Genomic DNA, 23,498 nt, shown 5'->3' on the forward strand with positions numbered 1-23,498 from the left:
CTTACGTTATCCGAGGCAACAATGGCCGAACAAGGTTCGCCGCGCCGCTTTGCGCGCATAGATCGACTCCCCCCTTACGTTTTCAACATCACCGCCGAGCTGAAGATGGCCGCCAGGCGTCGTGGTGAAGACATCATCGACTTGAGCATGGGCAATCCCGACGGCGCCACGCCGCCGCACATTGTCGAAAAACTCGTACAAGTTGCCCAACGCGAAGACACCCACGGTTACTCGACGTCCAAGGGCATTCCGCGCCTGCGCCGGGCGATTTCCAATTGGTACAAGGATCGCTACGCGGTCGATATCGACCCGGAAAGCGAAGCCATTGTCACCATCGGTTCCAAGGAAGGCCTGGCGCATTTGATGCTGGCAACCCTGGATCAGGGCGACACCGTGCTGGTGCCGAACCCAAGCTATCCGATTCACATCTACGGCGCGGTGATTGCCGGTGCCCAAGTGCGTTCGGTGCCGCTGGTGCCGGGTGTGGACTTCTTCGACGAACTGGAACGGGCCATTCGCGGCTCGATCCCGAAGCCGAAAATGATGATCCTCGGCTTTCCGTCCAACCCGACCGCGCAGTGCGTGGAGCTGGATTTCTTCGAACGGGTGATTGCCCTCGCCAAGCAGTACGACGTATTGGTGATTCACGACCTGGCGTACGCTGACATTGTCTACGACGGCTGGAAAGCCCCGTCGATCATGCAGGTGCCGGGGGCCAAGGACATCGCGGTGGAGTTTTTCACCCTGTCCAAAAGCTACAACATGGCCGGCTGGCGCATCGGTTTCATGGTCGGTAACCCGGAACTGGTCAACGCGCTGGCGCGGATCAAGAGTTACCACGACTACGGCACCTTCACCCCGCTGCAGGTGGCGGCAATTGCCGCGCTGGAAGGCGATCAGCAATGCGTGCGCGACATCGCCGAGCAGTACCGGCAGCGCCGCAACGTGCTGGTCAAAGGCCTGCATGAACTGGGCTGGATGGTCGAGAATCCGAAGGCGTCGATGTATGTCTGGGCGAAGATTCCCGAGGCGTACGCGCATCTGGGTTCGCTGGAATTTGCCAAGAAACTGCTGGCCGAAGCCAAGGTGTGCGTCTCGCCGGGGGTTGGTTTTGGTGAGTATGGTGATGATCATGTGCGCTTTGCGCTGATCGAAAACCAGGACCGGATTCGTCAGGCGGTGCGCGGGATTCGCGGGATGTTCCGGGCGGATGGGCTGGCCCCGAAAACCACCGGCTAATGCAAAACCTGCAGGACAACACCTGTGGCGAGGGAGCTCGCTCCCGCTCGGCTGCGAAGCAGCCGTAAATCCGGCTAATGCGGTCTGACTGAAGATCAGCGTTGAATGATTTTGGGGCCGCTTCGCAGCCCAGCGGGAGCAAGCTCCCTCGCCACAAAAAGCCGCGCTACCACAGATATTTCAGGCACAAAAAAACCGCATCGCTGCGGTTTTTTTGTGTCTGCAAGAAGCCGCTTAAACGAACAGCGACAACAGCAGGATAAAGCCCAGCGCGACGATGGACAGGATGGTTTCCATCGCCGTCCAGGTCTTGAACGTCTCGGCCACGGTCATGTTGAAGTACTGCTTCACCAGCCAGAAACCGGCGTCGTTCACGTGGGACAGAATCAACGAACCGGCACCAGTGGCCAACACCAACAGCTCACGGTTAACGCCCGGGATCATCCCCACCACCGGCACCACAATGCCCGCGCCGGTGATGGTCGCCACAGTCGCCGAACCGGTGGCAATCCGAATCACCGCCGCCACCAGCCACGCCAGCAGGATCGGCGAGATCTGCGCGCTGACCGCCATGTGGCCGATCACGTCGCCCACACCGCTGGTCACCAGCATCTGCTTGAAGCCACCGCCGGCACCGATGATCAGAATGATCGCGGCGGTTGGCGCCAGGCTCGCATCCAGCCACTTGAGCATTTGCTGGGAACCGATGCCCTGCTTGTGCCCGAAGGTGTACAGCGACAGCAGCAAGGCCAGCAGCAGTGCCGAGATCGGGTGACCGATCATGTCCATCCAGGTGCGGAAGAAGTGACCGTCCGGCAGCGCGACGTCAGCGAAAGTTTTCAGCAGCATCAGGAACACCGGCAACAGCACGGTGATCAGGGTGATGGTGAAGCTCGGCAGCTTGGCCGAGTCGTCATTTTCGCGGGCCAGTTGATCGACCAGTTCCTGATTCGGGTGACCCGGAATGTGCTTGGCGATGAACGTACCGAAGATCGGACCGGCAATGATCGCGGTCGGCAGCGCAACGATCAGACCGTAAAGAATGGTCTTGCCGATGTCAGCACCGAACACGCCGATGGCCAGCAGCGGGCCAGGATGCGGCGGCACCAGGCCGTGCACAGCGGACAGACCGGCGAGCAGCGGGATACCGATCTTGATGATCGATACACCGGTGCGACGCGCAACGATGAACACCAACGGAATCAGCAGGACAAAGCCGATCTCGAAGAACAGCGGAATGCCCACCAGGAACGCGGCGAACATCATTGCCCACTGGACTTTGTCTTTACCGAACGCACGGATCAGGGTCTGGGCGATCTGATCGGCGCCGCCGGATTCGGCCATCATTTTGCCGAGCATGGTGCCCAGCGCGAGGATGATGCCGACAAAACCGAGCACGCCACCGAAGCCGTCCTGGAACGCCTTGATGATGGTGCCGATCGGCATGCCCGACGTCAGGCCGAGGAACGCGGCGGCGATGGTCAGGGAGATGAATGGGTGAATCTTGAATTTGGTGATCAGGATAATCAGGCCGATTACCGTGACCACTGCATCGAGCAGCAGGTAGGCGTCGTGGGACATGCCAAACATTGGGGGTGTCTCCTGGATTGTTGTTGTTATTAAAACGGGTTAAACAGAAGTCGCGAGGACAGCGCTATCTCTTTCAACACACTCATACCGCCTGCTTCAGACCGTGGGCCTGCCACCAGACGTGAGCCTGGGACGCCAGTTCTTCAACACTGTGGATCGAAGCATTCAACGCCAACGTCAGCGGCTCGCCCTTCGGCGATTCGAGGGTGGCGAACTGGCTTTCGATCAACGTGGCCGGCATGAAGTGGCCCGGACGATGGGACACACGTTCAGCGGCGACTTCAGGGGTCAATTCAAGAAACACGAAGCCCAGGCCCGGCAAGGCGCTGCGCAACACTTCGCGATAACTGTGTTTAAGGGCCGAGCAGGTCAGCACCGGGCGTTGGCCTTGTGCATCGACGCGACGCAGTTCATCGCACAGGCTGTCGAGCCAGCCGGCACGGTCGTCGTCGTTCAGGGGGATCCCCGCGCTCATCTTTTCGATGTTCGCGGCCGGATGGAAAGTATCGCCTTCAATGGCAGTGGCGCCGCTCAATTGGCACAGGGCCTCGCTGACGCACGTCTTGCCGCAACCGGCAACGCCCATGATGACCAGGGCGGTGATGGGATGACTCATATAACACCTCAGCGCGCAGACAGCGCTACCTTTGCTAGCTATGACTCTAGTGCACAGGCAGAAGTTGCCGACGCCTTCTTGTCGTTTTTTTGGGTTGCAGCAGGTTTGTTCCCAACGCCAAAAAGCGAAGATCAGGCAGGACCTCGCTTACGCATTTACAGCTGCATCAGGACAGCGCTACCTTAGTGCCTTGATTTTTGTTTGGCAAGCCGTCGATGACCTCCCCTAAAAACGATAAAAACACGCGCACCACCGGCCGTCCCACCCTTAATGAAGTTGCCCGTCTGGCCGGTGTCAGCCCGATTACCGCCTCCCGCGCCTTGCGTGGTGTCAGCACCGTGGCCACAGACCTTGTGGAAAAAGTGCAGAAAGCTGCGCTCGAACTCAACTACGTGGTCAACCCTGCCGCCCGCGCTTTAGCCTCGGCGCAAAGCCATTCGGTCGTCGTATTAGTGCCTTCGCTGTCCAACCTTTTGTTCATCGATACGCTGGAAGCCATTCATCGGGTGCTCACGCCCAAAGGCTTCGAAGTGCTGATCGGCAACTTCCACTATTCACGCGATGAAGAAGAAAACCTGTTGCGCAATTACATGGCCTATCAGCCACGCGGGTTGCTGTTGACCGGGTTTGATCGCACGGAAAGTTCGCGACGGATGATTGAGGCGAGCAACATTCCCTGCGTGTACATGATGGAACTGGACAGCGCCGCCGGGGTGAATTGCGTGGGATTCTCGCAACTCAGTGCTGGTGAAACCGCGGCCGAGCATTTGCTCTCCCGTGGACGCAAGCGCCTGGCGTACATTGGCGCGCAACTGGATCAACGCACGTTGTTGCGCGGCGAAGGTTTTCGCAAGGCGTTGCAGAAGGCCGGCCGCTATGACCCGGATCTGGAAGTGCTGACGCCGCGTGCCTCCTCTGTGGGGTTAGGCGGTGAGTTGTTCCTGCAACTGCTGGCGGCGCACCCGGATGTCGATGCGATCTTCTTCGGCAACGACGACCTCGCGCAGGGTGCGTTGCTGGAAGCGTTGCGCAACGGCATCAAGATCCCCGAGCAGGTGGCGATTCTCGGCTTCAACGACTTGCCGATGTCCGAGCACATGGTGCCGCGTCTGAGCAGCATCAACACCCCGCGCGAAGCGATTGGCCGGCGTGCGGCGGAGCAGATGCTGACGTTGATGGCCGGTAACAGCGTCGCCCGCCCGGTGGAAGACATGGGCTTTGAACTGAAGATCCGCGAAAGCACATAACCCCTGAGCTCCCACAGGTTTTTGTGGAGTTCACAAATCCGGGGATCAACCACGATCCCTGTGGGAGCGAGCCTGCTCGCGAAAGCGGTGTGTCAGATAAGCACGTGCCGAGTGACACGACGCTTTCGCGAGCAGGCTCGCTCCCACATTGGATCTTCACAGACGCTAGTGGCTGAGCAGGTCGACGAGGGCCAGTGCGCCCTTTTGTAAGGGCTGGCTCTTGAGCCACACCGCATGCACCGGCATCACCAGACCGTTTTCGATATTGCGGAAATTCAGGCGTTTCAGCCGTCCGGCGTCCAATCGCGACTGCACCACCGACAACGGAAAATTACCCCAACCCAACCCCGCCTCGACCATTTCCATCGCCGTTTCAAGGCTGTCGGTGCGCCAATACGACTCCGCCACCAATGGCCGCGTTTCACTGATCGGCAAGTCGCGACTGGCGACAATGATCTGCCGCACATGCACCAGATCCTCGAGAAACAGATCCTGCCCCTGCAACAGCGGACTGTCCGCCGCCAGTGTGGCGATCATCCGTTCGCTGCCGACAAACTGAAAACGCTCCAGCACATTCATGCTCAGCCCGGCGAACGCCAGGCACACGCTGACGCGGCCGCTGTGCAGCATCGCCAGCACGTCGTCTTGCGGCGCGGTCAGCACTTCGATATCGAGCAGCGGATGGCGCTCGGCGATCACTTTGATCGCGGCCAGCAAACGGCGGCGATCGATGTCCGCGACCACGCCAATCGACAACTTGCTCTCCAGCCCCAGCGACAATTCAACGGCATGCACTTGCAGTTGCTTGAGCTGCTCGGCAATCAGCCGCGCATGCGGCACCAGCGACAGCGCCATTGCCGTGGGTTGTGGTTCGCGATGGCTGCGGTCGAACAGCAGATAACCGAGTTCCGCCTCAAGGTTGCCAATACTCATGCTGACAGCGGAAGGCACCCGTCCCAAGGCCCGCGCCGCAGCGGAAAACGAGCCGCGTTCAATCACGGCTAGAAACAGCTCGATGCTGTCGCTGTTGAAATTCACCTCAAACACCTATCAATAGAACTGAAAGTAGCTGACTTTTTCTGTCAGCCCTATTGAAGCTATCTTTCGCCGCCTTCGCCAGTCCCACTGGCAATCAAACGGCAAGAAAGAGGCAACTCCCATGCAAGGCGTCAAACGCAAACTGGTCTATGTGTCGTTGTATGAAGTGATCGGCATGACCTTCTCCGCCCTCGGCCTGGCACTGTTATCCGGCACTTCGCCGGGCAGCACCGGCCCCTTGGCGGTGATCATTACCACCATCGCCGTGACCTGGAATTTCATTTACACCTCGCTGTTCGAACATTGGGAAAGTCAGCAGGTGTCGCGCACGCGCACGGTGAAACGCCGCATTGCCCATGCGGTCGGCTTTCAACTGACGCTGATTGTGTTCCTGATTCCGTTGATCGCCTGGTGGATGAACATCAGTCTGGTGCAGGCCTTCCTGCTGGATCTGGCGTTGATCATATTCATTCCGTGCTACACGTTCGCCTTCAACTGGCTGTTCGACCGGATCTTCGGCTTGCCGGCCTCGGCGCTACCGGATTCAGCGGCTGCGGCATAAATCGTTAATTGGTAAACAGATATTGCAAGAAATCAGCGGTTTATCCGGTCAAACCGCCGATATTCACAATCCGTTAACTCCGATAGCAGGCTAAGCTTTTCCATCAATAAAAAATGGATCCGCCCATGACTGCTCATGCTCCCGCCGCCGCGCACAGCGACGGCATCGACCCGATACGCGCCGCTCAGGTGTCTGCCCGCATTGATCGCCTTCCGGCAGTTGCAACGATCTGGCGCCTGGTGGCGTTGCTCTCGATCGGTGGATTTTTCGAACTCTACGACCTGTTCCAGACCGCTTACATCAGCCCCGGGCTGATTCGCGACGGCATCTTTGCCGCCGGCAATCAGGGTGTGTTCGGTTTCTCCGATCAAGCGGCGTTTGCCTCGGCGACGTTCCTCGGCCTGTTCCTCGGCGCCAGTCTGCTCAGCCCGCTGGCGGATCGCTTCGGCCGCCGCGCGATCTTCACCTTCGCGCTGGTCTGGTACACGGTGGCGACGGTGTTGATGGGCATTCAGAGTTCGGCGCTGGGCATCATCTGCATGCGCTTTCTGGTGGGCATCGGCCTCGGTATCGAGCTGGTGACCATCGACGCCTACCTCTCGGAACTGGTGCCGAAACGCATGCGCAGCTCGGCCTTTGCCTTCGCGTTTTTCGTGCAGTTCCTGTCGGTGCCGGCAGTGGCGTTGATGTCGTGGTGGCTGGTGCCGCAAGCACCGTTCGGTGTCTCCGGCTGGCGCTGGGTAGTGCTGGCCAGCGCGGTGTTTGCGCTGTTTATCTGGTGGCTGCGCAAGCGTCTGCCAGAATCACCGCGCTGGCTCGCGCAGCAGGGTCGCTTTGATGAGGCCAACCGGATTCTCGACCACATCGAAGCGCGTTGCCAAAAGGATTACGGCAAACCACTCGATGCCCCCGAAGCCTTGCCGGTCGACGTCGAAGGCAAGGGCCGCTTCGCCGATATCTGGCAACCACCGTATCGCCGTCGCGCATTGATGCTGATCGTCTTTCACATTTTCCAGGCGATCGGTTTCTTCGGTTTCGGCAACTGGTTGCCGGCGCTGCTGTCCGGCCAAGGCGTCAGCGTCACTCACAGTTTGATGTACGCGTTCATCATCACCCTCGCCTACCCGCTCGGGCCGCTGCTGTTCGTAAAGTTCGCCAACCGTTTCGAGAACAAATGGCAGATCGTCGGCTCGGCCCTCGGCGCGATGACCTTCGGCACCTTGTTCGCCCTGCAGACCAGCGCATTCGGGCTGATCTTCTGCGGGGTGATGATCACCTTCTGCAACGCCTGGTTGAGCTTCAGTTATCACTCGTACCAGAGCGAACTGTTCCCGACCAATATCCGCGCCCGCGCCGTGGGTTTCTGCTATTCGTTCAGCCGCTTGTCGACGGTGTTCAGCAGCCTGCTGATCGGTCTGTTTCTCGATAACTTCGGCACACCCGGGGTATTGGCGTTCATCGTCAGCAGCATGCTCATCGTGATGTTGACCATCGGCGGGTTTGGCCCGCGCACGCGCAATCTGGCGCTGGAGAACATTGCCCATCGCTGATGGGGACAACGGTCATCCTCTGCCGCTTATCGGCAAGGGATGACCGCTGCCCGAGCTTGATAAATTATCCAACTATTTGAAATTAAAGGATTTAATAAAAAGGCACGGTAATTGCTGCGATACGCCAGTCAGCCATTACCCACAGGTCCATCCATCATGTTGGTCAGTGCTAAACAACAGCCCATCATTCACCTGCCCAAAGCGCTGAATGACGATGCCACCACCACGGCTGCCGCGGGGCTGCAAGGCGGCCTGCACGGCGCCATGCTGCAAACCCTGCAAAACCAGACCCAGGCGCAAACCGCCGAAGCCACTGCCAAAGTGCAGGACTCGGCCACGCAGATCGCCACCCAGCAAGTCAGCGAAGCCACACGCATCAGCGACAACGTCGACGAAGCGTTCGCCAAGACCCGCGTAAGCCTGCAATCGACCGACGCCACCACGGCCTCGGCGAAATCCGCCACCGACGAATTCAAGGATTACATGAGCAAGACGCCGGAACAGCGTCTGCGCGATAGCATCCTGCAGTCCATGGGGCTGACCGAAGACGACATCAAAACCATGCCGCCGGAGAAACAACTGGCTATCGGCAAAGAGATCGCCGAGCGTTTGCAGGACAAGATGAAGTTGGCGCAGGCGGAAAAAGACAACGATGTGAAGGACAGCGACAAACAGGCGGGCAAGTTTCTCGCTGCGCTGTGATTTAAACGAGCAAAAAAAGAGTCCCTGATGGGACTCTTTTTTTGACTTGCTGACCGCTCGTCGAACAGTGACTCATACCTGTAACTTCTGACAGTAGACGCCCTGTCCCTTCACGCGAATGATGGCTCCATCCCACGGGATGTAATGCCCTCAACGTTAAGCAAGGGAAACTCATCATGAGCGAAACCAAAACGCCTATCGGGCTCTTCAGCCTCAAAGTGAAGGAAAACGGCGGAGCAGAAATTACGGTTCCCACTGACTTACTCCAACTAAGTCTCACTGCCAATTCACTGCATGTGAGTGGCCACGATAGCAGCACGGCACCACCACCGTGGGGGGCGGCGCTGCATATCGCCGAAACCATCAGCCCGCGCAAATACGAGGTGAAGGCTGGCAGCGGCACTTATTACAACCCGAAAAACAAGGGACCAACCTGGAGCGCGACGACCGGTGAAATCACTCTGGAAACGGTCGACTTTAAAAATGAGCTCGTAAAAGGCAGTTTCACCTTCACGGCAAGAGACGGCACAAACCGTGAAAATACTGCAGAACTCAGCGGGACTTTCTCGCTAGGGAACTAGGTTTTAGCGACCACCTGCATTGGTCGTTTGATCAACAGTTCCTTCATGCAAAGGACTGACTACATGCCAAGGATGAAGACCATGAACGAAAACAGCAAAAGCAAACTGAAGGCTATCGGGCACCTCAGCTTGAACGTGAATGAGAACAATGAAGGGGAAGAGCAGGTGCCAACCAGCCGTTTTGTGATGGATCCGGATCTCACTCTTTTGTACATCGCCGGGTGGGCCGGAGCCGCGCCAACATCGCAGGGCGTAGAAATCGTCATTTTAAAAGAAATCGAGGCTCACACAACTTACCCATTTGAATCAGGGTCTGCCGTAGGCAGCTACAACCCGAAAAACTTCTCGGGCAGTTCCTGGTCCTCAGTCAGTCAAAGTGGTGAGGTCACCGTTGAAGAAATTGACCTGCTTAAAAGAACCGCGAAAGGCAGTTTCAAGTTCACCGCCAGATCTCGGGACCATGAGCATTTTGCAGAGATCCATGGAGACTTCCATTTGCAACAGTAGGTACCTCTCAAATAACAACTGCCTCTAAAGCTGGAGAGGCAGTTGCTCCTGACAGCATCAATTCAGTTGCAAGGTCTCATTGAACTGGCTGATCGCATCCACCACATGCCGCGAGCCCTGCTGAATTTCCAGAATCACCTCCCCCGCCTCATTCGCCAGTTCCACACCAAGCCCGGTGCGGCTCAGGCTCGACTGCATGCTCGACACCGCGCTCAGCGACAGGTCATGGTTCTTGCGCACCACCTCGACAATTTCCAGGGTCGCCTGACTGGTTCGCGCCGCCAGGCTGCGGACTTCATCGGCGACCACGGCAAATCCGCGCCCATGCTCACCGGCCCGCGCCGCTTCAATGGCCGCATTGAGCGCCAGCAGGTTGGTCTGATCGGCAATGCCGCGAATGGTCTGGACGATGGTGCCAATAATGTCCGACTGTTTGCTCACCGCATCGATGCTGGTGGCGGCTTCGTTGAGGTCGCGGGAAATGTCCTGAATGATCTTTACGGTTTGCTGCACAACCTGCGAGCCTTTTTGTGCGCAGGCGTCGTTTTGTACCGAGGTGCTGTGGGCCGATTCGGCAGCGTTCTGCAGCGTGGTCATCTGATGAGTAATGTCGCTGGCGAACTTGACCACTTTGTACAAGCGGCCCTTGGCGTCGAACAATGGGTTGTAGGACGCTTCGAGGTAAACCATCTGCCCCGACTTGTTCTTGCGCTCGAAACGGTGCGAGTGATATTCGCCGCGATTGAGCGAAGCCCAGAATGCTTTGTACTGCGCAGACTCGGCTTCAGCGCGATGACAGAACAGACTGTGGTGATGGCCGAGGATTTCGTTGAGCGAGTACTGCATGGTCTTGAGGAAGTTGTCGTTGGCCGCGATGACATTGCCTTCCGGGGTGAACTCGATCACCGCCATCGAGCGACTGATCGCCGCCAGCATGCTTTCCTCTTCGTGCTCTTTATTGACCCGAGCGGTAATGTCGGCAGCCACTTTGATCACACTTTGGACTTGCTTATCCGGGCCATACACCGGCATGTAGCTGGCTTCGAGCCAGACTTCCCTGCCGGCCTTGTTCAAGCGCAGGAAAGTGCCGCTGATCGGCTCACCGCGAGCCAGATCACGCCACAATCTGGCGTACTCTTCGCTGCGGTAAAAAGCCTCTTCACAAAACACCCGGTGATGTTTGCCGCGCACTTCATCGGCGCTGTAGCCCATGGTCTTGCAGAAGTTTTCATTGGCATCCAGCACGATGCCGTCAGGGGTGAACTCGATCATTGCCATCGAACGGCTGATCGCGGCCAACTTGGCATTGGCTTCAGTCAAGGCGCAGCTGAATCGCTCGATCTGCTGCAGGTCAGCCTTGTGATGTAGGTTGAACATGGTTGTATCACCTTCCGCGCGGACTTTTGATTTGATGAAAGTTCAGTTCTTTCAAGATCCACCACTACGTTCCACAGAACAGGCACACGCATTCCTCCACGGGAGGAAGTTGTCAGGTGATAAATGATGATCAATCGGAGCGTCCATGCAGCAACGCTCTAATCAAGACATCCTTCTCTTGATAGCCCGCACGCGGGCCAGCCCTAACGCGTAGAAGAACTTCCATGTAAGCGACGCTCCTTGTTGGTTCAGTGTCGGTGCCTTGGGTTGCGCACTCTGGCAGCATGAATTCACGGACCAACGATGCGCATCAGTCAGGTTTTGACATGACGGTCGACATCGTTAGTTAGAAGAAGCATAGCCAGCGCGAAGCCTTGCGCAAGGCCACTAGTCGGCCAGTATCTGGCACTTTTTGCACAAAAATCGGTTCAGCGCGGGGAAAAATGTTGCCGGGGCGGACGCTTTCGCGAGCGAGCTCGCTGCGGGGTTTCGATCTGCTGCGATGGGCGGCGTCTAAAGTAATGGGACATAGCGTTGCTCGGAACGGGATTCTCGCCCTTTTGTGCAACCTTGCAGATTATTTTCGGATTCAGGCAGGAGCCCGAGAACCGGGCTCCGGAAAGGCGTGATCAGTGACCGAAGATGTCGACTTTCTTGGCTTTCTTCTCCGCGCGTTTTTCAATCGCGGTCTTGGCCGGTTTCTTCTTCGCCGCTTTCTTTGAATCCATACCTTTGGACATGATGCGTACTCCACTCACAGGGGATGTAGGCTCAGGTATACACCTATCGCGCCACGCGCGTTCTTTTATAATCGCCGCTTTGCACGCCGACAGTCCGATCCCATGCCCGACACCCAATACAGCCTGCTCGACGCGTCATTATGGCCGTTGATGAACAAGTTTTACCGTAGCCACCAATCCTCGATGAAAGCGGTTCGCGATGCGCAATTGTGGGTCGCGCGGCGGGGCGAGATTGTTGGTGCGTTGTGCCTGCGGCCAGTGTCCGGCGGACAGTGGTTGACCGGGCTGTTTGTGGATCCGGGGTGTCGTGAACAGGGGATTGCCGCGCAGTTGATTGCGGCGGCGGTGCAGGATGTGAGCGAGCCGGTGTGGCTGTTCTGCCATCCGGATTTGCGCGGTTTTTATGAGCGGCGCGGGTTCATTTTCGACCCCGCCCTACCGCAGGCAATGGCAGAGCGCTTGAGCCGGTATGCGCGGAGCAAGCCGATGATTGCGATGGAACTGGCCCCTTCACAATCCTGATGTGCAATGCAAAACCAATGTGGGAGCCAGCCTGCTGGCCCCCACAGGGGTATGTGCCGGGTCTTAGATCAGTCGTCTGCTGTGGGATCGAGATCCGGGAACATCACTTCGGTAAAACCGAACTTGCTGAAGTCGGTAATGCGCGACGGGTACAAGCGGCCGATCAGCTGATCGCATTCGTGCTGCACAACACGGGCGTGGAAGCCCGAAGCAGTGCGCACAATCGGCTCGCCCTTCGGATCAAACCCTTCGTAGCGTATCTGCTGATAACGCTCCACGGCGCCGCGTAAACCGGGCACCGACAGACACCCTTCAAAGCCCTCCTCCATCAACGGACTCAGCGGCGTGATCAGCGGATTGATCAGGATTGTCTGCGGCACCGCTTCCGCGTCCGGGTAACGTTCGCTGTGTTCGAAACCAAAGATCACCAGTTGCAGATCGACGCCGATCTGCGGTGCTGCGAGGCCGACGCCACCGACGCTTTCCATGGTCTGGAACATGTCGTCGATCAGTTGCCACAGTTCAGGGCTGTCGAACATTTCGGCCGGCACTGGCGGGGCGATGCGCAGCAGGCGCTCGTCGCCCATTTTCAGAATTTCACGGATCATGATCAGACTTCGTCAGTGTCCGGCTTGAGCGAATGATCGCGGCCCAGGCCCGAGACGTGTTGTTTGGGATGTTCATCGAGTTCGCCGGGGACTTTCTCACCCGCGTCCTTGCCCTCGCTGGACATGTGTTCGATCACCGCATTCATCTCGGCGCCGAGCAACAGCACCGCAGCGGAAATGTAGAAGTACAGCAAGAGCACGATGATCGCCCCGATGCTGCCATACATCGCGTTGTAGTTGGCGAAGGTTTTCACGTAGAACGCGAATCCCAACGACGCAATGATCCACACCACCACGGCCAACACCGAACCGGGGGTGATGAAGCGGAATTCCTGTTTAACGTCGGGCATGACGTAGTAGATCAGTGCCACGGCGACCATCATCAGAATCACGATCACTGGCCAGCGCGCGATGGTCCACACCGTGACGATGAAGTCTTCCAGGCCCACCTGTGCGGCGATCCAGCCCATCACCTGCGGCCCGAGCACCATCAGCGCGGCGGCCACCAGCAGCATGCCGGCAATGCCGACGGTGTAGACAATCGACAGCGGGAAACGCTTCCAGACCGGCCGGCCTTCGACCACGTCGTACGCGGCGTTCATTGCGCTCATCATCAAGCGCACGCCTGCGGAGGCGGTGTACAGGGCGATAACGATACCGACGGAAAGCAGGCCACCCTTGGACTGCTGCAACTGGTCGATCACCGGATTGACCTGCTCCAGCGCCTGCGGTGGCAGGACCAGTTCCGATTGCAGGCGCAGCCAGGAGAAGAAGTCCGGCAGGTGCAGGAAACCGATCAGGGCGATCAGGAACAGAATGAACGGGAACAGCGAGAACAGCATCTGGTAGGCCAGTGCCGAGGCATAGGTCGACATCTCGTCGTCGACGAATTCAGTGACCGTGCGCACCATCACCCGGTGCAGGGGCAGACCTTTCATGTCCGGAAAAATCATTCGCGTCTCCTTTCGCCGCAATACAGGTTGAAGTCGTGGCGACTCAGGGGCCGTTTTTTACATCACGGTAGCCTGTTTGGCGAATCTCGTCGGATTGCTGCAGGCTTTTGACACAAAAACGGCCATCCTTGGATGGCCGTTCATGTATTTCGTTCAAGGCTGAATTACGCCTTGTCGACACCTTTCTTGATGGCGTCCTTGGCTTTACCGACCGCTTGCTGGGCCTCGCCTTTTTTCTCTTGAACCTTGCCTTCGGCTTGCAGCTTGGTGTTATCGGTGGCTTTACCGACGCCTTGCTTGACGTTGCCGACCGCTTCGTTGGCCATGCCTTTTACTTTATCGCCTGTGCTACTCATGGTGTTTCTCCTTGGTGCAATAAGGGGGAAAAGTCAGTACGTAATGATTGACTGGCCGGGTTTGCGCCAAGTTTCATTTATTTTCAGTGACTCATTTCGTCGCGGCATGCAGGTTGGGCTTTATGTTTGCTTGCGTTGCCCCGAGAATGCGCACCATATGGGCGTTGTGCGCCAATGAACCGATCCCGCAGGAATGTTATGAAACTCGATAAAAAGCTCGCCATCGCCCGTAGAAACCAGGAACTGGGCGGCGCCGTGCTCGGCACCAACAACTGCCACTTCGCCGAATTGAACCGTAACCGCAACATCTGGTGGTTCGACCTGCCGGTGTCGCGTCTGGCCGTTGGTCAGTACGAGTGGATTCACTTGCTGATGCACACACCGGCCACCGACGAACTGCTGCACCTGAAAGTGCCGACGGTGTTTCTGCGTGAAAAGCTTGAGGGCCTGGTGATTCGCAATGAGGGCAAGCGTAAAGCGGCATTGAGCCTGGAATTGAGTGCGGACAAGGATTCGTATCTGCAGGACATGCGTCCGGCGGGCACTAACGTGAATTTCGCGCCGTTCCGTCAGTAACAGCAAGAGCCAAAGCTTCGCGAGCAGGCTCGCTCCCACATTTGACTGTATTCCAACTGGAGGAACGCGGTTGAGTGTGGGAGCGAGCCTGCTCGCGAAGGCGGCCTCACAGCCACTACAAATCTACAGCCTGCAGCCGCAAAAAAAGCCCCGCATCTGCGGGGCTTTTTGCTTTAGGCGGCGGACTTGGCCTTGATCTTCTTCAGTTCTTCATCACGCAACTCGCGGCGCAGGATCTTGCCGACGTTGGTGGTCGGCAGCGTATCGCGGAATTCCACAGAACGCGGCACCTTGTAGCCGGTGACGTTGGCGCGCATGTGCTCCATCACTTGCTCTTTGGTCAGGTTCACGCCCGGTTTAACGACGATGAAAATCTTGATCGCCTCGCCCGATTTCTCGTCCGGAACGCCGATGGCCGCGCACTGCAACACACCCGGCAAGGTCGCCAGTACGTCTTCCAGTTCGTTCGGGTACACGTTGAAACCGGAGACCAGAATCATGTCTTTCTTGCGATCGACGATGCGCATGTAGCCGTCTGGCTGGATCAGCGCGATGTCACCGGTCTTCAGCCAGCCTTCGCTGTCGAGCATTTCATCGGTGGCTTCCTGACGCTGCCAGTAGCCCTTCATCACTTGCGGGCCTTTGACGCACAGTTCGCCGATTTCCCCCAGCGGCTGCTCGACACCGGCATCGTCGATGACTTTGCACAGCGTCGATGGCACCGGAATACCGATGGTACCGATCTGGATGTTCTGGATCGGGTTGACCGTGGCCACCGGGCTGGTTTCGGTCATGCCGTAACCTTCGCAGATGGCGCAACCGGTGACCGCTTTCCAGCGCTCGGCAGCGGCCAGTTGCAGGGCCATGCCGCCGGACAAGGTGACCTTCAGCGCCGAGAAGTCCAGTTTGCGGAAACCTTCGTTGTTGCACAGCGCCACAAACAACGTGTTGAGGCCGACGAAACCGCTGAACTTCCACTTCGACAGTTCCTTGACCATCGCCGGCAGGTCGCGCGGATTGCTGATCAGGATGTTGTGGTTGCCGATCAGCATCATCGCCATGCAATGAAAGGTGAACGCGTAGATATGGTACAGCGGCAGCGGCGTGATCAGGATCTCGCAACCTTCATTGAGGTTGGAACCCATCAGCGCTTTGCACTGCAGCATGTTGGCGACGAGATTGCGGTGGGTCAGCATCGCGCCCTTGGCCACGCCGGTGGTGCCACCGGTGTATTGCAGCACCGCAACGTCGCCGCTGTCCGGGTTGGCTTCGGCCACCGGTTGGCCGTGGCCCTTGCTCAGCACGTCGTTGAACTTGACGGCTTTCGGCAGGTGATAGGCCGGCACCATCTTCTTCACGTACTTGATGACGCTGTTGATCAGCAGGCGCTTGATCGGCGGCAGCAGGTCGGCGACTTCGGTGACGATCACGTGTTTGACGCCGGTTTTCGGCACCACGGCTTCGGCCAGATGCGCCATGTTCGCCAGGCAAACAAGGGCTTTAGCGCCAGAGTCGTTGAATTGGTGTTCCATTTCCCGCGCGGTGTACAGCGGGTTGGTGTTGACCACGATCAGCCCGGCGCGAATCGCACCGAAGACGGCCACCGGGTACTGCAGAACGTTGGGCAGTTGCACGGCGATTCGATCGCCGGGCTGCAAATCGGTATGCTGTTGCAGATACGCGGCAAACGCACCGGACAATTCATACAGCTCACCGTAGGTGATTGTCTTGCCCAGGTTGCTGAAAGCCGGTTTGTTGGCGAAGCGTTGGCAGGATTGCTTCAACACTGCCTGAATGTTCGGATACTCGTCCGGATTGATGTCGGCAGCAATTCCAGCCGGGTATTTATCCTTCCAAAAGTCTTCGATCATGGAAGCCCACTCCTCAGCAACGCGAATTCTTCACCGCATTTGATGCGATTATTATTGGTGTGTGTTTGGTATTGGTGAATCTGGCTTTTATATAGGCCGAGAAGTCACAAAGCGCGCCGAGAGTAGCAGCTTTGCCAAGGGTCGACTAGAGCCAAAAGCGGCCCCTACAGTCATTATCATGACTCAAGACCACCTAGCAGTCATTTTAGAGCAAAAATCCTAAAGAACCTTAACACCCCCGGTTTCCGGGGCTTCACAGCAAAAGATCGCAGCCTTCGGCAGCTCCTACAGGAAACGCATTCCAATGTAGGAGCTGCCGAAGGCTGCGATCTTTTTGTTTTCAAGCCTTAAGCGATATCGCGCAACTCACGCCGCAGAATTTTCCCGACAGGCGTCATCGGCAATGACTCACGCAACACAATGTGTTTCGGCACTTTGTACGCAGTGAAATTCTCTTTGCAGTAGGCCTTGAGTTCTTCCAGGCTGACCCCGGTTTCCCGCGCCACCACAAACAGCTTCACCGCCTCCCCGGAACGCTCGTCCGGCACGCCGATCACCGCGCAGTTGGCCACTTTCGGGTGCGCCATCACTACGTCTTCAATTTCATTCGGATAAACGTTGAAACCGGAAACGATGATCATGTCCTTCTTGCGGTCGACGATGCGCACAAAACCGTCCGGATCGATCACCGCAATGTCACCGGACTTGAACCAGCCCTCGGCATCCAGCACTTCGGCAGTGGCTTCAGGCTGGTGCCAATAACCTTTCATGATCTGCGGGCCCTTGATGCACAACTCGCCGCGCTCACCCATCGGCTGCTCGACACCGTCATCGTTGATGACTTTGAGCAACGTGCCCGGCACCGGCAAGCCAACCGTGCCCAGCCGCGATTGATCGCCGTAAGGGTTGGTGCAGGCCACCGGTGAGGTTTCGGTGAGGCCGTAGCCCTCGGTGATGCGGCAACCGGTCATCTGTTCCCAGCGCTCGGCGGTGGCTTTGACCAGCGCGGTACCGCCGGAGTTGGTGAGCTTCAGGCTGGAGAAATCGAGGGTCTTGAAATCCGGGTGATCCATCAGCGCCACGAACAAGGTGTTCAGGCCCAGCAGCGCCGAGAAGCGCCAGTTCTTCAGCTCCTTGATGAAGCCGGCAATGTCGCGCGGGTTGGTGATCAGTACGTTGTGGTTGCCGGAAACCATCATGCACATGCAGTTCGCGGTGAAGGCATAGATGTGATAAAGCGGCAGCGGCGCGATCATCACTTCCTGACCTTCGCGCAACAGCGGCTGGCCGTCCGGGCCGAGCTGCGCCAGGCAGGCGCGCACTTGCTGCATGTTCGCCACCAGATTGCCGTGGGTCAGCATCGCGCCTTTCGCCAGCCCGGTGGTGCCACCGGTGTATTGCAGCACGGCGATGTCGTCGAGGCTGACCTTCAGCGGCTTGATCCCCAGGCCGCGGCCCATGCGCAGCGCGCTCTTGAAGGAGATCGCCTGTGGCAGCGAATACGCCGGGACCATTTTCTTCACTTTGCTGACCACGGTGTTGACCAGCCAGCCCTTGGCGGTGGGCATCAGGTCGCCCATCTTCGCTTCGATCAGGTATTGAATGTCGGTGTCGGCCAGCACTTCCTGGACTTTCTGGCCGAACATGTTCAGGTACACCAGCGCCCGCGCGCCGGAATCCTTGAACTGATGACGCATCTCCCGCGCGGTATACAGCGGGTTGGTGTTGACCACGATCAGCCCGGCACGCAGTGCACCGAACACGGCAATCGGGTAGTGCAGGATGTTGGGCATCTGCACGGCGATGCGATCCCCCGGAACCAGATCGGTATGCGCCTGCAAGTAACCGGCAAAGGCGGCGCTCTGGCGCTCAAGCTCGGCGTAGGTCAGGGTGATGCCCATGTTGCTGAACGCCGGGCGATCAGCGAACTTCTTGCAGGAACGCTCGAACACCTCGATCACCGACTTGAACTCACCCATGTCGATGTCCAGCGGTACGCCGGCCGGGCGTTTGTCGTTCCAGAAATCAGGTTGCATTGTTCTTGTCCTCTTTACCTGAGCTGATCCGGGGCCGCTTTCTGTCATTTCTGAAAAAGCGGAGCTTCACGGACACTAGCAGCTATGGCCATTGAGGCAAATATGGACAAAGCCGTCATTGACCGTGTGAATCTTCCTGCCGTGGCGTGGGCTGATCAGACGCGCTATACAATGATCCGACTCTGAGCAAAGGAATCGCCATGATCCACGACACCCTATGGCTGGACGCGAGTGACCGCAGCCGCCTGTTCGTCAATCAATGGCTGCCGGCAACGCCGTTGAAAGCGGTGATCCTGCTGGCCCATGGCATGGCGGAACACAGCGGCCGCTACGCACGGTTGGCCGACACGTTTTGCGACAAAGGATATGGCGTGTACGCGCCGGATTTGCGTGGACATGGCAAAACCGCCAATCACGGTACCCTCGGCCACTTCGCCGATGACGACGGCTGGTGCAAAGTGCTCGGTGATCTGGCCAGCCTCAATCAGCACATCGGCCAGCAGCACCCCGGCGTGCCGATCATCCTGCTGGGGCACAGCATGGGCAGCTACATCGCCCAGGGTTATCTGCTGCATCACAGCGCCAGCCTGCACGGGGCGATTCTCAGTGGTTCCAACTTTCAGCCCGTTGCGCTGTACCGAGCTGCGCGGCAGATCGCTCGCCTGGAAAAACTGCGTCAGGGCGGCAAGGGTCGCAGTGCGTTGATCGAATGGCTGTCGTTCGGCTCGTTCAACAAAAAATTCAAACCGGCGCGCACGCCGTTCGACTGGCTGAGCCGCGATCCGGCCGAGGTCGACAAGTACGCTGTCGATCCACTGTGCGGCTTTCGTTGCACCAATCAACTGTGGATCGACCTGCTCGGCGGCTTGCAGCAGATCAGCAAAGCGTCCAATCTCGCGCAGATCGACCCGGGCCTGCCGCTGCTGGTAATCGGCGGCGAATGTGATCCGGTGAGTGAAGGCAAGCGTCTGACAGATCTGGCCACTGCCTTGCGCACGGCCGGCAGCCAGCACCTGCAACTGAAGATCTACCCGCAGGCGCGGCACGAATTGTTCAACGAAACCAACCGCGACGAAGTGATCGCGGATGTGCTGGCCTGGATCGATCAGGCCCTGAGCCATCCACGCCCTCAGCGCAGCGAATAATTTTTTGTGGATTCACTGAATCCGTCACAGGAATCGAGACCGATGACCCAGGTTACCAACATCCCTTACGAAGCCCTCGAAGTCGGCCAGACCGCCAGCTACAGCAAGACCGTCGAAGAGCGTGACATCCAGTTGTTCGCCGCGATGTCGGGCGACCACAACCCGGTGCACCTGGACGCCGAGTTTGCCGCAGCGAGCATGTTCAAGGAGCGTATCGCTCACGGTATGTTCAGTGGCGCGCTGATCAGTGCCGCCGTTGCCTGCGAGCTGCCTGGGCCGGGCACTATTTATATCGGCCAGCAGATGAGCTTTCAGAAGCCGGTGAAGATCGGTGACACGCTGACCGTACGCCTGGAAATCCTCGAGAAGCTGCCGAAGTTTCGGGTGCGCATTGCCACTCGCGTATTCAACCAGCGTGACGAGTTGGTGGTGGATGGCGAGGCTGAGATTCTGGCGCCGCGCAAGCAGCAGACGGTGACGTTGCCGACTTTGCCGGCGATCAGCATTGGCTGATTGATTTGTGGTGTGTCAGTGAGAGCTTTTCCCCCTCACCCCAGCCCTCTCCCCCAGGGGGGCGAGGGGGAAAGGGAGCCGATCTTGATGCTTTTCAAAACCTGAGTTCACCTCAGATCGCTCAAGTCGGTGTATCTCCAACAGCCACCTCGGTCAGTCCCCTCTCCCTCCGGGAGAGGGCTAGGGTGAGGGGCTTCTGCTTTTTCCAGACACAAAAAACGCCAGACTAGCTGGCGTTTTTTCTACCCGACAAACGCTTACGAACGGGCGCGAGCCTGGTTACGCAGGGCTTTCACCTGGTCGTGATTGCGTTGTACGCCGTGGTACTGGCGTTCAACCAGATCACGAATACCGACCAGATTGTGCTTGCTGATTTTCTCGAGGGCTTCTTTGTAGGCCTTCAGTGCGTGGTCTTCACCACGCTCGGCTTCGTTCAGCACAGCCTCTTCGTCTTTGCCAGTGAACATGGCTTTGACGTCGACCCAGCGACGGTGCAGGTCACCGCTGACGCTGGTGGAGGTTTCCGGATCGCCGCCCAGTTTGCGAACTTCGGCTTGCAGTTCTGCTGCAGCGGTTGCGCAATCAGCGGAGCGAGTCACGAACAGGGTTTTCAGTTCTGGATGCTTGATGTCTTCAGCGCAAGTCTTGAACCCTTCCTGACCGTCCTTGCTGGTTTCAATCAGGTCATTGAGTACAGAGATGGCTTCTTTATTCATGTCGGTCATTTTTCAATTCCTTGCGATTGGTTGAAGATGCAAGGGATATTGCAGTGTGCGTGCCAGCTTTTTTATTTTTAAAAAACCGTTTTAAATCAATAACTTAAAGATAAGTGAACTATCTGTATCACGGTTATTTGCATGATCTGTCATTTGGCCTGCATGCAGAATGCCTGTATTTTCCAAGCTGTTTTGAAGCCAGACGATCTCACCGATGAACCCTGAAAAACTCGAACTGCTAATCACCCGCGAAATGCCCTTCGGCAAATACAAAGGCCGGATCATTGCCGACCTGCCGGGGCCATACCTGAACTGGTTTGCCCGCGAAGGTTTCCCGCACGGCGAGCTCGGTGGCTTGCTCGCGCTGATGCAGGAGATCGACCATAACGGCCTCTCGGACCTGCTCGAACCGCTGCGCGCCAAACACGGCAAACCTGCTCCGCGCCACTGAAGCGCCCTCCTCTCTCAGAGTCAGTCGACCATGCCCGATAACACCCGCCGTGCCCGTGACGAAGCCTTCTGGCAAACGTTCGCCGATCGTTACGACGCTCAACCCGGCCCCGTGAACCTGGAGAACGGTTACTTCGGGCGCATGTCGCGCACGGTGATCGAGGAGTACCAGCGCAATATCGAGCTGATCAACAACAGTAACTCGGTGTACGTGCGCCAGCGTTTCGAACAGCACGACAACCTCGATATCCGCGCACAACTGGCCGAGCTGATTGGCGTGCGCGCGCAGAGCGTGGCCTTCACCCGCAATGCCACCGAAGGCCTGCAATCGCTGATTCGCAACTACAACCGCTTACAGCCGGGCGATCAGGTGCTGATCAGTGATCTGGAATACGACACGGTCAAAGGCGCTATGCGCTGGCTGGCCAGGCAGCGCGGCGCCGAGGTGATCGAGATTGCCCACGCACATCCGGCAAGCTACGACAGCTTGGTCGAGACTTACCGCGAAGCCTTCGTCGGTCATCCGCAAATCAAGCTGATGGCCCTGACTCACGTCACTCACCGCACCGGTCTGGTCATGCCGGTGCAAGCCATCGCCGCGCTCGCCAAAGAGCATGGCGTCGATGTCATCCTCGACGGCGCCCATGCACTCGGTCAGATCGAGTTCGACCTTGACGCCCTCGGCATCGCGTTCGCCGGGTACAACCTGCACAAATGGATCGGTGCACCGCTCACCCTCGGCTTCCTCTATATCGCGCCGCAACGCCTGGCCGACATTGATCCGGACATGGGCGAGATGCATTACCCGGCTAATGACATCCGCGCGCGCACGTCGTACAGCACGCCCAACATTCCGGCGCTGATGACCTTGCCGCTGGTGTTCGAGGAGCACCGGTCCCTCGGCGGCGCTCCGGCCAAAGGCGCTCGCCTCAATTATCTGCGCAACCTGTGGGTCAGCGCGGTGCGGCACTTGCCGAGCATCGAGGTGATGACGCCAGACGACCCACGGCTGTATTGCGGCATCACATCCATGCGCTTCACCCGGCATGACGATCAACAGGCGATGGCCGAGCGTTTGCTCAACGACTACAACCTGTTCACCGTGGTGCGCCACGGCGCTGCCAGCGGGCCGAGCATCCGCATTACACCGGGGCTGACCACCACGGCGGCCGACATGCAGTTACTGGTGCGCGCGCTGAACGAGCTGCGCTAAAACACCGCGCCCGTGGACTTTTCGTAGCCGGCAAGGCCGATCTGCGACGACACCGCAAAGGTGTCGACGCCGATCGTCTGGGAACCGAAGCAGCCATCCTCCACACCTGCCCCGGCAATCGGTCGCAACTCCAGCCGCGAGGCGTCATTCCCGACGGCCTCACAGCGGCAGGCACAGGGTAGATGCAGCCGTCCGTTCCAGGCTTCATGATGTGCTTGCGAACGTTGATCGTCGCTGGCGATGTACACGGCCATGGCGATACACGAAGCCCCGGCAGAGGGCCGATCCGGGTAAACACTGGTAAACCGTACGATGCCTTGACTGTCGGTCGACTGGGTTCCACACAGAGCATTGGCGCCAATGTGCTGTTCGATCCGGACCCGGGCGCCAACCACCGGTTCACCGGTCATGGCGTCGACCAGGCTCAGACGCAAAACCAGTGGCAGGCCTTCAATGCCGCCACTGATGTTACGCACCTTGCCTTCGGTTTTGCGCCAGTCGAAGCTGGCCGGGACTTGAGTGTTCCGTTGCCGCAGCGGTGTCTGGGGCAAGGCTACTGATTGATGGTCATCCATGAGGCGTTCTCTCTTCCGTAAGATGAACGCAGATTAGCGCCACGCAAACGCGGCTGTGCGGTAACTATGTATCGCGTCGTAACGGTGTCGATGTAGGAGCTGCCAAAGGCTGCGATCTTTTGATGTTGGCGCTCAAGAGCCAGGTCAAAAGATCGCAGCCTCGTTTCACTCGACAGCTCCTACATAGCTTCTACACAGCAATTTTCAGGCAAAAA

Annotated in this window: 24 protein-coding genes and 1 pseudogene; 13 read left to right on the plus strand and 12 right to left on the minus strand. The window is 58.1% G+C overall.

Annotated features, from left to right (window positions below):
• Positions 1-21: 21 nt before the first annotated feature.
• Positions 22-1,239, plus strand: a complete 1,218-nt coding sequence (gene alaC, locus BK670_RS24105) for an alanine transaminase (protein WP_123453518.1) — start codon at positions 22-24, stop codon at positions 1,237-1,239.
• Between the two features lie 234 nt (positions 1,240-1,473).
• Here the strand turns inward: alaC and BK670_RS24110 are convergent, their stop codons facing one another.
• Both BK670_RS24110 and BK670_RS24115 read right to left on the minus strand, forming a co-directional pair.
• Positions 1,474-2,829, minus strand: coding sequence for a GntP family permease (locus tag BK670_RS24110; RefSeq protein WP_099756982.1), 1,356 nt, complete (start codon positions 2,827-2,829; stop codon positions 1,474-1,476).
• An 82-nt stretch (positions 2,830-2,911) separates the two neighbouring features.
• On the minus strand, positions 2,912-3,445 hold the full coding sequence (locus BK670_RS24115; RefSeq protein WP_123453520.1) for a gluconokinase: 534 nt from the start codon (positions 3,443-3,445) through the stop codon (positions 2,912-2,914).
• A gap of 215 nt (positions 3,446-3,660) precedes the next feature.
• Between BK670_RS24115 and gntR the strand changes: the two genes are divergently transcribed.
• On the plus strand, positions 3,661-4,692 hold the full coding sequence (gene gntR, locus BK670_RS24120) for an HTH-type transcriptional regulator GntR (RefSeq protein WP_123453952.1): 1,032 nt from the start codon (positions 3,661-3,663) through the stop codon (positions 4,690-4,692).
• 165 nt (positions 4,693-4,857) lie between these two features.
• On the opposite strand, the gene BK670_RS24125 is transcribed toward gntR, so the two are convergent.
• Positions 4,858-5,730, minus strand: coding sequence for a LysR family transcriptional regulator (locus tag BK670_RS24125; protein ID WP_123453522.1), 873 nt, complete (start codon positions 5,728-5,730; stop codon positions 4,858-4,860).
• 121 nt (positions 5,731-5,851) lie between these two features.
• Here BK670_RS24125 and BK670_RS24130 point away from each other — a divergent pair, with 121 nt between their 5' ends.
• The 5 genes from BK670_RS24130 (at position 5,852) to BK670_RS24150 (ending at position 9,632) form a co-directional block, all read left to right on the plus strand.
• Complete coding sequence (locus BK670_RS24130; RefSeq protein ID WP_123453524.1) at positions 5,852-6,292, plus strand: PACE efflux transporter; 441 nt, start codon at positions 5,852-5,854, stop codon at positions 6,290-6,292.
• A 125-nt stretch (positions 6,293-6,417) separates the two neighbouring features.
• A complete protein-coding gene (locus tag BK670_RS24135; RefSeq protein WP_123453526.1) occupies positions 6,418-7,842 on the plus strand; it encodes an MFS transporter in 1,425 nt (474 codons plus the stop codon).
• A 156-nt stretch (positions 7,843-7,998) separates the two neighbouring features.
• Positions 7,999-8,544, plus strand: coding sequence for a hypothetical protein (locus tag BK670_RS24140; protein WP_123453528.1), 546 nt, complete (start codon positions 7,999-8,001; stop codon positions 8,542-8,544).
• A gap of 176 nt (positions 8,545-8,720) precedes the next feature.
• Positions 8,721-9,125, plus strand: a complete 405-nt coding sequence (locus tag BK670_RS24145) for a hypothetical protein (protein WP_123453530.1) — start codon at positions 8,721-8,723, stop codon at positions 9,123-9,125.
• Between the two features lie 81 nt (positions 9,126-9,206).
• On the plus strand, positions 9,207-9,632 hold the full coding sequence (locus BK670_RS24150) for a hypothetical protein (RefSeq protein ID WP_148047038.1): 426 nt from the start codon (positions 9,207-9,209) through the stop codon (positions 9,630-9,632).
• 57 nt (positions 9,633-9,689) lie between these two features.
• Here BK670_RS24150 and BK670_RS30345 read toward each other — a convergent pair whose 3' ends face one another.
• Positions 9,690-10,229, minus strand: a complete 540-nt coding sequence (locus tag BK670_RS30345; RefSeq protein ID WP_259697593.1) for a methyl-accepting chemotaxis protein — start codon at positions 10,227-10,229, stop codon at positions 9,690-9,692.
• 3 nt (positions 10,230-10,232) lie between these two features.
• Positions 10,233-11,009 (minus strand): annotated as a pseudogene (locus tag BK670_RS30350) (PAS domain-containing protein); the annotation flags it as partial.
• A gap of 842 nt (positions 11,010-11,851) precedes the next feature.
• Between BK670_RS30350 and BK670_RS24165 the strand changes: the two are divergent.
• Positions 11,852-12,271 (plus strand): GNAT family N-acetyltransferase, encoded by a 420-nt coding sequence (locus tag BK670_RS24165; RefSeq protein ID WP_123453536.1) that lies wholly within the window; start codon positions 11,852-11,854, stop codon positions 12,269-12,271.
• A gap of 68 nt (positions 12,272-12,339) precedes the next feature.
• Here the strand turns inward: BK670_RS24165 and def are convergent, their stop codons facing one another.
• The 3 genes from def to BK670_RS24180 all read right to left on the minus strand — a co-directional run bounded on the left by def (position 12,340) and on the right by BK670_RS24180 (position 14,188).
• Positions 12,340-12,879 carry a peptide deformylase gene (gene def / locus BK670_RS24170; protein WP_123453538.1) on the minus strand — a complete coding sequence of 180 codons (540 nt, stop codon included), beginning with the start codon at positions 12,877-12,879 and terminating at the stop codon, positions 12,340-12,342.
• A gap of 2 nt (positions 12,880-12,881) precedes the next feature.
• Positions 12,882-13,832 (minus strand): YihY/virulence factor BrkB family protein, encoded by a 951-nt coding sequence (locus BK670_RS24175; protein ID WP_077574243.1) that lies wholly within the window; start codon positions 13,830-13,832, stop codon positions 12,882-12,884.
• A gap of 164 nt (positions 13,833-13,996) precedes the next feature.
• Positions 13,997-14,188, minus strand: a complete 192-nt coding sequence (locus BK670_RS24180; protein WP_003227408.1) for a CsbD family protein — start codon at positions 14,186-14,188, stop codon at positions 13,997-13,999.
• A 198-nt stretch (positions 14,189-14,386) separates the two neighbouring features.
• Here BK670_RS24180 and BK670_RS24185 point away from each other — a divergent pair, with 198 nt between their 5' ends.
• Positions 14,387-14,764 (plus strand): hypothetical protein, encoded by a 378-nt coding sequence (locus BK670_RS24185; protein WP_123453540.1) that lies wholly within the window; start codon positions 14,387-14,389, stop codon positions 14,762-14,764.
• Positions 14,765-14,937: 173 nt separating this feature from the next.
• Here the strand turns inward: BK670_RS24185 and fadD1 are convergent, their stop codons facing one another.
• Together fadD1 and fadD2 are read right to left on the minus strand one after the other, a co-directional pair.
• Positions 14,938-16,635, minus strand: a complete 1,698-nt coding sequence (gene fadD1, locus BK670_RS24190) for a long-chain-fatty-acid--CoA ligase FadD1 (RefSeq protein WP_123453542.1) — start codon at positions 16,633-16,635, stop codon at positions 14,938-14,940.
• Between the two features lie 347 nt (positions 16,636-16,982).
• Positions 16,983-18,671 carry a long-chain-fatty-acid--CoA ligase FadD2 gene (fadD2, locus tag BK670_RS24195; RefSeq protein WP_123453544.1) on the minus strand — a complete coding sequence of 563 codons (1,689 nt, stop codon included), beginning with the start codon at positions 18,669-18,671 and terminating at the stop codon, positions 16,983-16,985.
• Positions 18,672-18,871: 200 nt separating this feature from the next.
• Between fadD2 and BK670_RS24200 the strand changes: the two genes are divergently transcribed.
• Together BK670_RS24200 and BK670_RS24205 are read left to right on the plus strand one after the other, a co-directional pair.
• On the plus strand, positions 18,872-19,816 hold the full coding sequence (locus tag BK670_RS24200; protein ID WP_123453546.1) for an alpha/beta hydrolase: 945 nt from the start codon (positions 18,872-18,874) through the stop codon (positions 19,814-19,816).
• Positions 19,817-19,858: 42 nt separating this feature from the next.
• Complete coding sequence (locus BK670_RS24205; RefSeq protein WP_003227420.1) at positions 19,859-20,329, plus strand: MaoC family dehydratase; 471 nt, start codon at positions 19,859-19,861, stop codon at positions 20,327-20,329.
• A 257-nt stretch (positions 20,330-20,586) separates the two neighbouring features.
• Here the strand turns inward: BK670_RS24205 and BK670_RS24210 are convergent, their stop codons facing one another.
• Positions 20,587-21,054: a ferritin-like domain-containing protein gene (locus BK670_RS24210; RefSeq protein ID WP_016983691.1), complete on the minus strand. Its 468-nt coding sequence runs from the start codon at positions 21,052-21,054 to the stop codon at positions 20,587-20,589.
• 205 nt (positions 21,055-21,259) lie between these two features.
• On the opposite strand from BK670_RS24210, the gene BK670_RS24215 reads away from it, so the two are divergent.
• Both BK670_RS24215 and BK670_RS24220 read left to right on the plus strand, forming a co-directional pair.
• A complete protein-coding gene (locus BK670_RS24215) occupies positions 21,260-21,496 on the plus strand; it encodes a DUF3820 family protein (RefSeq protein WP_003227425.1) in 237 nt (78 codons plus the stop codon).
• A 30-nt stretch (positions 21,497-21,526) separates the two neighbouring features.
• Complete coding sequence (locus BK670_RS24220) at positions 21,527-22,708, plus strand: aminotransferase class V-fold PLP-dependent enzyme (protein ID WP_123453548.1); 1,182 nt, start codon at positions 21,527-21,529, stop codon at positions 22,706-22,708.
• Here the strand turns inward: BK670_RS24220 and BK670_RS24225 are convergent.
• Positions 22,705-23,283, minus strand: a complete 579-nt coding sequence (locus BK670_RS24225; protein ID WP_123453550.1) for a peptidase associated/transthyretin-like domain-containing protein — start codon at positions 23,281-23,283, stop codon at positions 22,705-22,707. The genes BK670_RS24220 and BK670_RS24225 overlap by 4 nt on opposite strands.
• Positions 23,284-23,498 lie beyond the last annotated feature (215 nt).

Origin of the sequence: Pseudomonas fluorescens (assembly GCF_003732425.1) — a bacterium.
GTDB classification, from domain to species: domain Bacteria; phylum Pseudomonadota; class Gammaproteobacteria; order Pseudomonadales; family Pseudomonadaceae; genus Aquipseudomonas; species Aquipseudomonas fluorescens_BE.

Excerpts from the sequence above, each read along its gene's own strand:
- BK670_RS24165 (WP_123453536.1), top strand. The coding sequence starts at position 11,852 with ATGCCCGACACCCAATACAGCCTGCTCGACGCGTCATTATGGCCGTTG.
- BK670_RS24115 (WP_123453520.1), bottom strand. The coding sequence starts at position 3,445 with ATGAGTCATCCCATCACCGCCCTGGTCATCATGGGCGTTGCCGGTTGC.
- BK670_RS24215 (WP_003227425.1), top strand. The coding sequence starts at position 21,260 with ATGAACCCTGAAAAACTCGAACTGCTAATCACCCGCGAAATGCCCTTC.
- BK670_RS24205 (WP_003227420.1), top strand. The coding sequence starts at position 19,859 with ATGACCCAGGTTACCAACATCCCTTACGAAGCCCTCGAAGTCGGCCAG.
- BK670_RS24150 (WP_148047038.1), top strand. The coding sequence starts at position 9,207 with ATGAACGAAAACAGCAAAAGCAAACTGAAGGCTATCGGGCACCTCAGC.
- BK670_RS24140 (WP_123453528.1), top strand. The coding sequence starts at position 7,999 with ATGTTGGTCAGTGCTAAACAACAGCCCATCATTCACCTGCCCAAAGCG.
- alaC (WP_123453518.1), top strand. The coding sequence starts at position 22 with ATGGCCGAACAAGGTTCGCCGCGCCGCTTTGCGCGCATAGATCGACTC.
- BK670_RS24135 (WP_123453526.1), top strand. The coding sequence starts at position 6,418 with ATGACTGCTCATGCTCCCGCCGCCGCGCACAGCGACGGCATCGACCCG.
- BK670_RS24220 (WP_123453548.1), top strand. The coding sequence starts at position 21,527 with ATGCCCGATAACACCCGCCGTGCCCGTGACGAAGCCTTCTGGCAAACG.
- gntR (WP_123453952.1), top strand. The coding sequence starts at position 3,661 with ATGACCTCCCCTAAAAACGATAAAAACACGCGCACCACCGGCCGTCCC.
- fadD1 (WP_123453542.1), bottom strand. The coding sequence starts at position 16,635 with ATGATCGAAGACTTTTGGAAGGATAAATACCCGGCTGGAATTGCTGCC.
- def (WP_123453538.1), bottom strand. The coding sequence starts at position 12,879 with ATGATCCGTGAAATTCTGAAAATGGGCGACGAGCGCCTGCTGCGCATC.
- fadD2 (WP_123453544.1), bottom strand. The coding sequence starts at position 18,671 with ATGCAACCTGATTTCTGGAACGACAAACGCCCGGCCGGCGTACCGCTG.
- BK670_RS24225 (WP_123453550.1), bottom strand. The coding sequence starts at position 23,283 with ATGGATGACCATCAATCAGTAGCCTTGCCCCAGACACCGCTGCGGCAA.
- BK670_RS24175 (WP_077574243.1), bottom strand. The coding sequence starts at position 13,832 with ATGATTTTTCCGGACATGAAAGGTCTGCCCCTGCACCGGGTGATGGTG.
- BK670_RS24180 (WP_003227408.1), bottom strand. The coding sequence starts at position 14,188 with ATGAGTAGCACAGGCGATAAAGTAAAAGGCATGGCCAACGAAGCGGTC.
- BK670_RS24130 (WP_123453524.1), top strand. The coding sequence starts at position 5,852 with ATGCAAGGCGTCAAACGCAAACTGGTCTATGTGTCGTTGTATGAAGTG.
- BK670_RS24110 (WP_099756982.1), bottom strand. The coding sequence starts at position 2,829 with ATGTTTGGCATGTCCCACGACGCCTACCTGCTGCTCGATGCAGTGGTC.
- BK670_RS24185 (WP_123453540.1), top strand. The coding sequence starts at position 14,387 with ATGAAACTCGATAAAAAGCTCGCCATCGCCCGTAGAAACCAGGAACTG.
- BK670_RS24145 (WP_123453530.1), top strand. The coding sequence starts at position 8,721 with ATGAGCGAAACCAAAACGCCTATCGGGCTCTTCAGCCTCAAAGTGAAG.
- BK670_RS24200 (WP_123453546.1), top strand. The coding sequence starts at position 18,872 with ATGATCCACGACACCCTATGGCTGGACGCGAGTGACCGCAGCCGCCTG.
- BK670_RS24210 (WP_016983691.1), bottom strand. The coding sequence starts at position 21,054 with ATGACCGACATGAATAAAGAAGCCATCTCTGTACTCAATGACCTGATT.
- BK670_RS30345 (WP_259697593.1), bottom strand. The coding sequence starts at position 10,229 with ATGACCACGCTGCAGAACGCTGCCGAATCGGCCCACAGCACCTCGGTA.